The sequence below is a fragment of the Paenibacillus sp. FSL R5-0928 genome (assembly GCF_037970385.1).
Taxonomy (GTDB): domain Bacteria; phylum Bacillota; class Bacilli; order Paenibacillales; family Paenibacillaceae; genus Paenibacillus_AQ; species Paenibacillus_AQ odorifer.
This window is the reverse complement of sequence record NZ_CP150225.1, coordinates 3,416,587-3,428,951: the sequence shown is the minus strand read 5'-3', so window position 1 is coordinate 3,428,951 and position 12,365 is coordinate 3,416,587. Positions and strand designations below refer to the sequence as shown.

The 12,365-nt window shown below is 39.0% G+C and carries 12 protein-coding genes; 5 read left to right on the top strand and 7 right to left on the bottom strand.

Annotated elements, in window-relative coordinates; genetic code table 11:
- Nucleotides 1–14 precede the first annotated feature (14 nt).
- Both MKZ16_RS15475 and MKZ16_RS15470 read right to left on the bottom strand, forming a co-directional pair.
- A complete protein-coding gene (locus MKZ16_RS15475) occupies nt 15–1,814 on the bottom strand; it encodes a peptidase (RefSeq protein ID WP_038570877.1) in 1,800 nt (599 codons plus the stop codon).
- Between the two features lie 2 nt (nt 1,815–1,816).
- Complete coding sequence (locus MKZ16_RS15470) at nt 1,817–2,878, bottom strand: MoxR family ATPase (protein WP_076105644.1); 1,062 nt, start codon at nt 2,876–2,878, stop codon at nt 1,817–1,819.
- A gap of 257 nt (nt 2,879–3,135) precedes the next feature.
- Between MKZ16_RS15470 and MKZ16_RS15465 the strand changes: the two genes are divergently transcribed.
- The gene (locus tag MKZ16_RS15465; RefSeq protein ID WP_036678010.1) at nt 3,136–3,564 is read left to right on the top strand and encodes a MarR family transcriptional regulator; all 429 of its coding nucleotides are present in this window, start codon (nt 3,136–3,138) and stop codon (nt 3,562–3,564) included.
- 29 nt (nt 3,565–3,593) lie between these two features.
- Complete coding sequence (locus MKZ16_RS15460) at nt 3,594–5,228, top strand: MDR family MFS transporter (RefSeq protein ID WP_076099291.1); 1,635 nt, start codon at nt 3,594–3,596, stop codon at nt 5,226–5,228.
- Nucleotides 5,229–5,319: 91 nt separating this feature from the next.
- Here the strand turns inward: MKZ16_RS15460 and MKZ16_RS15455 are convergent, their stop codons facing one another.
- Nucleotides 5,320–5,871 carry a YdhK family protein gene (locus MKZ16_RS15455; RefSeq protein WP_076105643.1) on the bottom strand — a complete coding sequence of 184 codons (552 nt, stop codon included), beginning with the start codon at nt 5,869–5,871 and terminating at the stop codon, nt 5,320–5,322.
- 223 nt (nt 5,872–6,094) lie between these two features.
- Between MKZ16_RS15455 and sleB the strand changes: the two genes are divergently transcribed.
- Nucleotides 6,095–6,688, top strand: coding sequence for a spore cortex-lytic enzyme (gene sleB / locus MKZ16_RS15450; RefSeq protein WP_256715518.1), 594 nt, complete (start codon nt 6,095–6,097; stop codon nt 6,686–6,688).
- A gap of 47 nt (nt 6,689–6,735) precedes the next feature.
- Here sleB and MKZ16_RS15445 read toward each other — a convergent pair whose 3' ends face one another.
- Nucleotides 6,736–7,575, bottom strand: a complete 840-nt coding sequence (locus MKZ16_RS15445) for a GNAT family N-acetyltransferase (RefSeq protein WP_076105641.1) — start codon at nt 7,573–7,575, stop codon at nt 6,736–6,738.
- Between the two features lie 20 nt (nt 7,576–7,595).
- Complete coding sequence (locus MKZ16_RS15440; protein WP_076105640.1) at nt 7,596–8,147, bottom strand: GNAT family N-acetyltransferase; 552 nt, start codon at nt 8,145–8,147, stop codon at nt 7,596–7,598.
- A gap of 404 nt (nt 8,148–8,551) precedes the next feature.
- Here MKZ16_RS15440 and MKZ16_RS15435 point away from each other — a divergent pair, with 404 nt between their 5' ends.
- Both MKZ16_RS15435 and MKZ16_RS15430 read left to right on the top strand, forming a co-directional pair.
- Nucleotides 8,552–9,355, top strand: a complete 804-nt coding sequence (locus MKZ16_RS15435) for a DUF2935 domain-containing protein (protein WP_036678028.1) — start codon at nt 8,552–8,554, stop codon at nt 9,353–9,355.
- A 250-nt stretch (nt 9,356–9,605) separates the two neighbouring features.
- Nucleotides 9,606–10,397, top strand: a complete 792-nt coding sequence (locus tag MKZ16_RS15430) for a hypothetical protein (protein ID WP_076105639.1) — start codon at nt 9,606–9,608, stop codon at nt 10,395–10,397.
- 70 nt (nt 10,398–10,467) lie between these two features.
- On the opposite strand, the gene MKZ16_RS15425 is transcribed toward MKZ16_RS15430, so the two are convergent.
- Nucleotides 10,468–10,734, bottom strand: coding sequence for a CD3324 family protein (locus tag MKZ16_RS15425; protein WP_038570858.1), 267 nt, complete (start codon nt 10,732–10,734; stop codon nt 10,468–10,470).
- Nucleotides 10,735–10,922: 188 nt separating this feature from the next.
- Nucleotides 10,923–12,317: a protoporphyrinogen oxidase gene (locus tag MKZ16_RS15420; protein WP_076105638.1), complete on the bottom strand. Its 1,395-nt coding sequence runs from the start codon at nt 12,315–12,317 to the stop codon at nt 10,923–10,925.
- Nucleotides 12,318–12,365: the final 48 nt, after the last annotated feature.

Below are 12,365 nucleotides of genomic sequence, written 5' to 3'. Positions count from 1 at the left end.
ATTTATTCTAAGCCCTAATTAATTCTGAATACAGGTCCTTTGGGTGAGAAAGGCAAGTCATTACCCTTGGGCAAAATATAAGCATGGTCTCTTTTAAGGATCAGCTTGTCACAATAACCATCTGTAATAATTAGAAGCGGTCCTTTTTTCGGGAAATCCTCAGCTTGTTGAATCAAATCAATAGCTGGTTGTAAGATCGTTCCCCCTCTTCCCTTCACTTGTACCCGATCCGCGATAGCCTCGGGGGGCATGTAACCTGCATCATAAGGACAAGCATCACAAAAGATAATCCGTGCAAAAGGAACATCACGAGCCTGCGCATAACTTGAAATAGCCCCTAATGCTTTGGCCAGAAGTTTTTTATCCATTGAGCCTGAGGTATCTAAAATAACTCCAAAAGTACGGCCATCATCTGCAGCACCGCTATGAACCCACTGTGGTCGAGGGATATCAGGCGTAGAAGATTGACGTCTGCTAATTCGTGAATAAGATCTGGTCTTCTCAAGCGGTGAAAAATAATGATCAAACCACCGTGCAAGCTCTACATCCCATTTAATAGGTGGCTGGCCCAGCGCTCTAATCTCTTCAACTAGGCCTGATGGCAAAAGACCGCGACTTTGCTCTTCATGATACATAAGTCCCTGTTGCATAGCATTTTTACAGAAATCATCTAACGTTTGTCCTTCTCTCGCATCCCAAAAACTTGATGAACCGTTATCTAAAATGTCACCAAGTCCATTCCCTCTCAAGGTTGCCAGTTTCTTATAAGTGCGGATATCTCCGACCATACGATCATAAATCGTTTCAGCAGATAAACCTTTAAGCTCAGGATCTAATAAGAGTCCAATTCGCGGATACTCCCCTACACTCATTTCCACTAGCCATAAATTTATAACGTAGTCACAAGCCACATTCCAAAGATAATGATCTCGACCAAGACATCGCTCGTGATGCTGAAGCCCCGCATGCAGAAGCTCATGCGCCATCACGAAAATACACTCCTCATCGTTTAGTCCAGCTGCAGGGTTCATGAATATTTTGCGATCAATAACGTCAATGGCAGCTATGGAAATATCTAATCGCCGACATATCGCTGGATCTTCTATAATCTCAAAGCCGGCGGCAAGCGCTCCTAATAAAGGATATCTGTCCATAAACCATCGTTTTGCCCGTTGTGGAGCTGTTAAAGAAAGTGCAGGGTCACTAATAGTATTAGCATGTCCTCCAGCAACACTTACTGCATTCGTCACAGCATTAGATAACCCATAAGCAAAATAGGCTTCCCAATCCGGTGCTTTTCCCCAGTATCTTTTGGTGGCATCTCTAACATTCATATCCAGTTTTGAAACACCCGCAGTCCCAAAATATCTGGAGTTGTCCGGAATTCCTTTTATCATAAACTGCTCGTAAAGCTGTTGTTCATCTTTAATTGTAAGATCAATTCGCGACTCCATATCTGCGGGTATTTTCCCAAACTTCAAGTCATTTAAAAACTTTGCTATGTACACATCACATGCAACGTTCCACGCCACTTGATTCTCTTTAATCTTTAAATGTCCAAGACCTAAATGAAGAAAACAATGTGCCAAAACGTACATCCATTCAGCAACCTCGCCACGCCGTTTAGGATGAGTGTAAATATAACCGTTATTAGTGACAATTGCCCAGCCGTCTTCAGGATAGGGACTATTTTCATTATGAATAATCGAAGCTCGAACAGATAACGGCGCAAAAATAGGATGATCCGCGATTAACGAACATGCTTCGTTAAAATTTTTCAAAGCGGGATTATCTGGAGTTGTTTTTTTAGCCATATTTACCCCCGCTCTTTTATTGCAAGACGTGGTAAATCACGTACAATTTCAACCATTAACCAATCTGGAATATTATCACTTTGCTCCTGCTTAGCAACTACTAGCTGTGCAATTTCAAAGCTAATGACGGACAGGTCTTTAATCAGCTTTTTAACCGTATGTGCAAATTGGCGATGTCCATCTCGTACGTTATCTTTAATCGGAGGGAGTTCTTTGATAATCTGGGCACGCAAGGATTGCGCCAGAAAATACAGGAGATCCCGATCTTCTGGAGCCGTTGGAAATGAGGATTTACCATCTATAATTTGATTAAGTTCATATTTTCCAGTTAGATTTTTATAAAAAGCCCTGAATTGTGTGGCGTGAGAAGGTGTCAGTGAGCCATTCGCTAAAATCCCCACGGTATCCACATTTACATCATCGCCAAACTCATGTAGTGCATCACTAAGCATATGCCAAGAGCGTGGCGTGGAGAAAGGCTCTTCAGTCTTTGGAGGTGCACTCCACAAATGATCGGGACGCAATTCCAGATATTCAATAACCATAGGATGAATGCTATGCTCATATGCCCAAGAGATCCAATTCTGAAACGATACATTTAACTGTATATGGAACATCCGATTGATAAGCGCGGAGGACATAGGTTTAACAATTGCACTATCTTGTGCACGGTTACCAGCTCCTATTACTATAGAGCCCTCAGGTAGGTGATAATCGCCGATGCGGCGTTCGTGGATGAGACTATAAAAAGCTTTTTGCACCTCTTGAGAACAGGCATTAAGCTCGTCTAGGAACAAACAATATGGTTCATCCCGAGCAATCATTTTTGGAGGACAGAATTGGCTCTTACCGTTAACGATTTGCGGGACTCCAATGATGTCTTCAGGTGCTAATTGAGAACCTAATAGTGACACACAAGGAAGACCCACCTGATCAGCAAAAGCTTCTACTAGCGAAGATTTCCCAATACCAGGCGCCCCCCAGATAAAAACAGGGCGAATCACAGAAACGTTTAGAAGTACTTGCATAAGTTGAATAGGTGTTACAGGAGTTGCTAGATTCAAATAAATGCTCCTTTTTAATGAAATAATAATAAAGATAACTATACACAGTATAACAAATAATTCATTAGCTCAGGAACGAACTTCAACAACAACACTCTATTTCATTCGAAAAAAACAAACCTTTTCTTGACGAGATATAAAAAAGGATGATATATTGTTTCACGCTTTAATAATTAAGTAGTTAATCATTTAGTTGTTATCTAAAATTTAATGGAATTACTTATTCCGCCCTATTTCATAACTTTAGGAGGCGTGATTTGGCTAATAATGAAGATTTTCTTCAGATTTCTACTATGTTCAAATCCTTTTTAAAAGGAATCTCCCAAGATTGGAACAAACAAGACTACCCCTTAAATATTACACAGTTCAAAACCCTCAGGACTTTATCTAAGAACGGTCCACAAAACGTATCACAGATTGCTGCAGCTCTGGGTATTACCTCAGCAGCAATTACAGGCGTAACAGACCAATTAATCGCTGAAGATTACGTAAATAAGGAACGCGCCAAAGATGATCGAAGGGTTGTACACATCACCATTACGCAGAAAGGAGAAGCAACGATTAAAGAGGTGCAGGAACGCCATCAAGAACTTATGGAATCTTACTTTAAGATACTGCCCGATGAGGATATTGAGCATTTAAGAAGAATTTTCGCAGTAATAATTTCTGATTTAGACAAGAGATAAAATTTAAAAAGTGGCGGGGAAACAATCAAATGGAACATTTATCCAGCAAACGAAAACTTAGTATTATGATAGCAATAATGGCTGCAATGCTGTTCGCAGCGATTAATCAGACAATTACAAGTACTGCTATGCCGCGTATAATCGCAATTCTTGATGGCATGGATTACTATACTTGGACTATTAACATTTACTTATTAACATCAACAATAGCAACCGTTCTTGTCGGTAAGTTATCTGATATGTTCGGACGTAAACCCTTTCTATTAGCAGGTATTCTCTTATTTATGGTTGGGGCTTTTCTGACAGGTACATCTTCCGATGTTTATCAATTTATCATTTACCGTGGGATTCAAGGGGTAGGTGCAGGTATTATTCAATCCACCGCATTTACTGCCGTAGGTGACTTATTCCCTCCGCGTGAACGTGGTAAATGGATGGGGTTGATGATGGCAGTATTCGGCTTCTCCAGTGTGCTTGGACCAACGCTTGGAGGCTTTTTGATTGACAATATGGATTGGCATTGGCTGTTCTGGATCTTCCTACCGCTTGGTGTAGTAGCCTTCGTGATGATTCTTACCTTATTTCCTAAAGGCAAACGCGGGGAGTCAACAAGCATAGACTATTTAGGTTCCTTGCTAATGACAACTACCATCGTGCCTCTACTGCTTGCCTTCACCTGGGCAGGTACAGAATATGATTGGGGTTCTTCGCAAATTCTCGGCCTGTTGGCGGGAACGGTCGTTTCGGCACTTCTCTTTATTTTGGTCGAATCCAAAGCTAAAAATCCAATTCTTCCGCTTCATCTATTTAAGAATAGCGTAGTTACCATATCTAATATTATTGGTTTTATTATGAACTTCGGTATGATGGGAGCTATGATCTATCTTTCCTTCTTCGTACAAGGTGTTCTGGGGATCTCCGCGACATATGCAGGGTATGTTACTATGCCAATGTCGATCGTTATGGTTGTAGCCAGTGCCCTTACCGGACAAAAGATGGCGAAAAAAGGGAAGTATAAACGTTACGCATTAATTGGAATACCCATTATGATTGCTGGTATGACAATTATGGTATTTATGAATAATGTACCGATGGCTGTCCTAAGTATGATTGTGTTTGGTCTTGGGTTAGGATTGGGAATGCCAGTATTCTCACTAGCTACTCAAAATGCGGTTTCACACACAGAACTGGGTGTAGTAACGGCCTCCTCACAATTATTCCGTAATTTAGGCGGTACGATCGGTATCGCAGTCATGGGTACCGTTATGTCAAATAGTCTTACCAAAAACTTGAAGGAAGCTCTGCAATCGTCATCAGCACCGGATTTCACACAGATAGATCCAAAACTTGCTGAGCAAATGCTCTCCTTCGCTAATCCACAGGCATTAATGAACAAACCATTGCTTGAACAGACTCAAGCTAGTCTGCCAACCGATGTACAGCCTATCTTCTTACAAATGATTGAGGGTATCCGTGACGCTTTAGGACAGACATTGTCATCCGTGTTCTTAACCGGGACCATTGTGCTTGTTGTAGCTTTCGTGCTTGTCTTCTTCCTGAAGGAGCTTCCACTTCGTACTTCTAACCAAATGCCAGTTCCTGAAGAAGCTGAACAGGACCCGTCAAACATGAAATCTTCAAAACTTGCAGTGGATAAAGCCTAACCGCAAATTACTTTGAAGCTGACTATAAAACAACAAAAACTGCAACGTACTCATGCGTAACTGAGTAAGTTGCAGTTTTTGTGTTGATCTATTATTTTACAGGTGAAAGCTCATCTTCTGTTACCCACTTATGATTTTTCACTTCATCTCCACCCGTAGTAGGTTTGTAATTAATCATATAGACAGTGGTTTTTTCTGCTGAGTTAATCTGAGCCGTTGCACCCTTCATATCCTTCATATGATCAGATTCCATAATAACCTCTGAGCCTGGTTGATAGGATATATCATCTGCTTCTTTTATTTCTTCATGAATAATCCACTTATGATTTGTGACCGGCTGACCTCCTGTAGTAGGTCTATAGGAAACATTATATGCTGTCGTCTCATAAGCTCCCACAATTGTCGCAATGGCTCCCTTCATCCCTTCCATATGGTCAGTTTGGATCACAGCTTCACTTCCTACTTTGTAAGTAGGGTTCTCCGCTACCCGCAGATCTTTTGGAACTTCACCTGAACTTGAATGTGAGTTATGTTCCATTTGTGTATCGTTAGAAGACATTTGATTGCCATAGCTATTGTCATTACTACAAGCACTTAAGCTGAAAGCAGCTGCAACGACTAGTAGAAATAATTGCTTTTTCATATAAAAGACCTCCGAAATTTTATCTGCCTATAAGTATTATTTTACCCATTTCAGAAAATCACAAACGGAACTAAGAGTTCACAGTTTGTAAAACAGTAATTTATTTTCCATTAAATGAGTGTTGTCTCAATGATTAAACTATATTTATAATGTTTTCTGAAAGGAGGCTACTATAATGAAGACTAAAATATTCACTTTGTTGCTTCTTTTGGGTCTGGTGAGCATGGCTACTATGATCGGTTCTGCTAATGCAGCTCCGGTATTAACCATAGGAAGTTCTTCAGGAGATGTATGGGATCTACAATATAGATTAAAAACCCTTGATTTCTATACTGAGCCCTTAGATGGGGTATACGGATCACAAACGAAAGCAGCGGTTACTAGTTTTCAAAAGGCCTATGGAATAAGCGCTGATGGAATTTCGGGGACAAAAACTTGGAATATTTTAAAAAAACACACGCTTAATATTAATGAAATGGATATTTTGGCTAAAGTTATCTACAGTGAGTCTCGCGGTGAGCCTTATGTAGGACAAGTTGCAGTGGGTGCAGTAGTCATGAATCGTATACAATCAAGTCAATTTCCTAATAATATTAAAGAAGTTGTATTCCAAAAAGGAGCTTTCACAGCCGTATCTGACGGCCAGTATTGGCTTACACCAAATCAGACAGCTTATTTAGCTGCTCTTGATGCTGTTCGGGGTTGGGACCCCACAAACCATTCAATCTATTATTTCAATCCGGATACAGCAACAAGTGCATGGATCTGGTCACGTCCGCAAAACTTGAAAATTGGTAAGCATATATTTGCGAGTTAAACGCATCAAATAGCTAAGATCAACAAAAGCCGATCTAACTATGATAGTTAGATCGGCTCTTCAATTCCAAGCACTAAAGCCATATTAATCTGCCCTACTTCGTCCTTATGGTTATACCCCAATTTATTATAGATTCTGATCGCATTTCGATTTTCTTTATCTGCTGCTAGAAAACTCCGCTTAGCGCCGTTGTTATTCCCCCAGCGTATACCTTCAACAGCTAACTTATGTCCGATACCTTGGTTATGATATTTCGGATCTACAGCTAATTCTCTAAGCCATAACACAGGTCCCTTTTCATTTTCAAATCCGTAGATGTTCAATAAACATACTCCAACAATGCTTTTATTCAATTCTGCTACAAGAATACAAGAATGATCCGATTCATTCCATGTTTGTATGAAATCCAACTCTTCACCATAGAAACCTCTTGAAAGATTTATACATGCTTTGGTGATCATACTAACCTGTAAATAGTCTTTAGGCTCAATGTTTCTTATGAATGGTGATTCTGCTTGATCGGTGATCTTCTTTGAGATATCCTCATTCCAGAAATCAATAAACTGACTAACTATCTTGAACCCCAAAGACTCCATAACTGGCATGAGATCTGGATGTATAAATTCGATATACATTCTATGAGTTCCACCCACAGGTAATTGAATAAACTTACTGGTCAGATCTATTAGTGCAGTCCTAAATAATTCTGTAGACTCGGCAGCCCAGTGAATATTATGACCCTCATCAACCGATTTACATAATATAAACACACCAGGTTCATCAATAAGAATATCCTCAGGCGCCTGTAGTTCCAGCTCTTCAACATCCAAATATTGCAAAGAACTGTACTTATAAGCTTTCGCTTTTAGGAATGAATTCTTAAACATAACTTCGAAATAATCCCCTTTTATGGATTCGATAATTTTGATTGGTTACTAAATGTAAAAATCATCTTTAATTCATCATCATATGACTTCCCGCATTCCTCTAAATAACTATCACCAGTGTATTCTTTTAAAGTTTTCCTCCAAAAATGCTGTGCTCTCCCATTTGTGCCCGTGGGATTTGTTTGCAACTCCCAGTTACCCAAATGAAGCTTAAAGACTTCCTTAGCTGCATATTCAGCAATTCCCTTACCACGGAAGGGCCGTAGAATAAAAAATTCATTCAAATAGAATTCACAAGCAGACGGTGTGTAAGGCGGTGTAGCAACTAATGCAAACCCTACTGGAATATCATTTTCTTTTATTAAATAAGGATACAAAACGCCAGCTTTCTCCCACCAAATGTCGAAGACTTTATTCTGTTCCTTCAGTGTCTGTGTCTCGTCCTCCGCGAATACCCCGTATTGATTAGGAATCGTCCCCCATATTTCTGATAGATCGTGTAAGTATAGTGGGTAGAGGTTGTTAATAATAAACTTCGAGGCACTATCAGTTAAGGTGATTGTGATATTCATATCGTTACCTTCCTACCTTCTATCGAATTTTCGAATATATTAATGGAGATCACTCAAATAACATTCTGTATAATTATCTTTTGTATACTCTGTAAGTACTTTCCGTTAAAATATTATGGCAGAATAACTTTTTATCTTCAACGGTTCAGGAACAAACTTAATCTCCATCATCCCCCACAATTTCTTCTCAATAATTACTTCTTTTCTCAGTATAATTACGACCTCGCTCTAGTTATATGCCATATTCGATTAGAATTAATTTTTATATAATGTCACCATTTATATTTGATAATTAAGTTAAGCGTACCTGTACTTCTATATACTCGACTCGCCTTAACTTCTGCGGATATAGTACAAACCTCTAGCATATTATAATTGTATAAAAATGGGAGGTGTGCTCAGATATGCCGGATCCTTTTGTTTCGAGATCTCTAGATGAAATACGATTCTGGTCACGAATCATGAAAGAACACTCTTTTTTTCTTAAATTAGGGTTTCGTTGTGAAGACACGCAACTAATTAATGAAGCAAACCATTTCTATGCCACATTCGAAGCCATAGAGAATAGATCACTCGGATTTACTGTGGATTCTGATCCAGCAGTAATACGGAAGTTTAATGAGGAAGTTCATAGTGCAGCTTCACATATCTGGGCGTTCAAAAGAAAAATACTAGGTCTAATTCTACAATGTAAGCTTCCAGGCGGAACGAACTTCCCCTTATTAGTGGATCATGTCAGTAGGGAAGCCAACTATTTTCGAAATCGACTGGAAGAACTGAATCAGGGTAGGTTAGATCCTTTACCAGACGCAATTATTAATGAAAATGTATTCTTCCTACGTATAATGGCAGACCATGCTAAATTCATTGGTCATTTATTGGACCCCTCTGAACGTCAACTTGTTGAACAAGCAAGAAATTTCAGCCATGACTTTGATGTTTTGCTGTATCAAGCTATTGATCTTAGCTCCATGCGTCCTCAATCCCAAACCAAACCCCTGCTCAGTCAGCAACTTGACGAGAATAAAGTCTCAGTTAAATCTCTCCGTGACTTTAAGAAAACGGCACGAGATCTTATTGAGGAATGTCGAATAAAGAGCATCATCCATCCATTGCTTGCGGATCATGTATTCCGAGAAGCAGAACGATTCCTGTATATAATTGATGCATTTGAAGCCTCTTTGAATATGAATAAACAAATCGTATAGCATTACATATTTAATGGATAGGGCGACAACTTGTATCAAAAAATACAGGTTGTCGCCCTATCTATCTTTATATTTGACTTCATTAATTCAGTAATCCATTCCCAATCGATGTATAGAGATTTAAAGCACAAAAAGTAGTTGGTATTTGAGAAAAAACACTTTATAGTAAAACTCAGGGAGGAATAGTAAGTTTATGGAATACGGGATTGCTACCAGTAAATACAAAATCAATAGATAAGGATGATTGAAAATGAAAAGGTTTGGTCGATATTTGATACTATGCACTATGGTTATTGCTCTATTAATGCCATCCACTGTGTTTGCTGCTGATAAGAAATTGCTTAACGAAGCGAGTATTACTTTGTCTAGTGATGTTATTCCCGTGGGTGGAACCACAAAAATAAAAGTTCGCTTACTAGCCGAAATGACCAGTCTTACATATGCAAAATTGACACCTGAAGTTTCTGATGAATCTATACTTACCATTGAATTGGATGGTTACTCAGATTATATTATTACAGGAGTTCAAGAAGGTTCTGCAGAAGTAGTCTTCAACATTCCTGGTTGGTCTGAAGAAAGATTCCCTATTACCGTTCTATCTGAGGCAGATTATGAAGAAAAGATGAAAACGCCACAAGAAGTAATAGATTTCACAACCTATTCTAATCAAATAGCAGCGATTTTTAAATTTGACGAAATTGCCTCTGAGGCATATGTAAAGAACAGAATAGATACAGGTAACAATAGAAAACAACGCTATACAGCGTTTAATAATGTGATCATTCCCAATTACACTAAGTTGGTAATAGAGGCGAAAAAGATCAAAGCACCCAATACAGAATTGCAGGCGTTACATGAAATCTATTTAAAAGCGATTAAGTTGCAATTAGAAGCAATGACAATGATGAAAGAAGCACTATACAAAACAAAGGTTTCTAGTACAGCTATTAATGCCGCAAATAAAAAGATGGATGAAGGCGTGAAGTATGAAGGACAGTTTGTAGATGGGATCAATAAATATCGGAAAAAATATGGTATTTAAGATTAAATTATAATTAAATTCCAAAAACCACGTCAGAGTTTCCTCTAACGTGGTTTTTTTGGATGATAAGCTATTTTTTTGAATAAACAATTTTCTTGATACTATCTCTAGAAAGGCAATATTCATCTGAAAGCTGGTCAACCGTTGCACCAACAGCAAATCTTAGACAGATTTCGATATTTCTAGATCTTAAGTATTTTCTGCTCCCTGATTTTTCGCCCCATTTTACATGTGATTCTTCTGGCTTAGGGATATAAACCATACCACCGTTGATATATTTCTGAATTTCCTCTAATAATTCTTTTGGGAAAATCGTATCTGCATTTACATATTTCATAATCGCTCTGCTCCTTAAACTTTTTAATGAGTTTGAAGGTAGCAAAGTCTATTCTGTAAACAACCCATGCACACTGCACTAGCGGTAAACTCAATTTTTCGCTCTATACAAACAACCGCCGTTGTTTATAAGTCTAGACTTTGCATAGAGCTGATCGCTAATCTTCTCACGATTGTACACCCTCCTTTTTATTGTGTAGTTACTTGTTCCAAAATACGCTCAGCTGTCTTTTCTCCATTCGCAATACAATCCGGAATACCAACTCCATAATAAGAGCATCCGGCAAGGATAACATTAGGATACCTATCTGTCATCTTCTTCTCTAAGGATACTACAATTTGATGATGAAGTTTATGGTAATTTGGCATTACATCATGCCATTTGGTCACATCATAGGTAGCTGGCTGTCCTGTTATCCCGAGACTGGTCTGTATATCTTTCAAAGCCACCTTCAATAGTTCCTCTTCAGATAGCTTGATCAACGAATCATAATGAGGGTTTGAGCTCTTATAAAAGAGTCTGACAAGCAGACGCTGTTGTCCTGACGTATGCTCCCACTTGCGACTTGTCCACGTACACGCATTACATAGAACATCATCGCTGTTGGCAGTGATGAACCCTGTGCCATTCGCAGGCAACTGACTATCAGGGATATTAAATCCTAAATATACACTAATCATTGAACTATTATATAACTGATTGAAATCTTCATTTAGTTCTTCGTCTTGAAGTAGCGCTTGTGCAGTAGAATGCATCGTTCCAAGTACGACAACATCGGAGTCTATGATTCGTCCATCTGCCAAAGTTACCCGGTACTGCTCTCCACGTTTCTCAATTCTCTCGGCACGAATCCCTTTGATGATCTCCGAATTAGAAAGATGTTCTTCCATAGAATCGATCAAGGCAGATACACCACCCTTGAATGACATGAACTTCTTATCGCCATTTCCTAGAAATTTGGCTTTATTAGCGGATAAACCCTGAATAATACTGCCGTATTCATTCTTATAATCAATCAAATAAGGCAGTGTCGAGGCAATTGTAAGTTCACTCAACTTCCCGGAATATACACCTGAAAGAACAGGTGAAATTTGCTTCTCGACAAGTTCCTTTCCTAAAAAAGCTTCTAGAAAATCACCCACGGAATCGTTTTTCGTAAACTTATTATTGGGTGTGTAGAAATCTTTGAGTGCTTCAACCTTTCCTTCAGCTGAGATCAGTTCTGTAGTAGCAAGCGACTCCATACTGAGCGGAATGCCAAAGACTGCATCTTTAGGAATTTGCTTCAGTTTACCTTCTGTATAAATAAAGGATATTCCTGTCGCGTTATATACAACCTCATTTTGTATACCCAACTCTTCAATCAGAGGTGCAACATTCGTTTTGCGGGTGACCATAGAATCTGCCCCAGACTCCATAATGAAGTCTTCTTGTTTTAGTGTTCTGATTTTGCCGCCCAGTCTATCGCTGGCTTCAACCAAAATAATTTTTACATCTAGCTTATTATGCTCTATAGATTTCTGTAAATAGTAAGCGGTGGACAATCCAGTAATTCCCCCGCCAATCACGACAATTGTTCTCAATTCGTTGACACCTACCTCGTGGTTATAATCTGTATCAATTCAATTGTG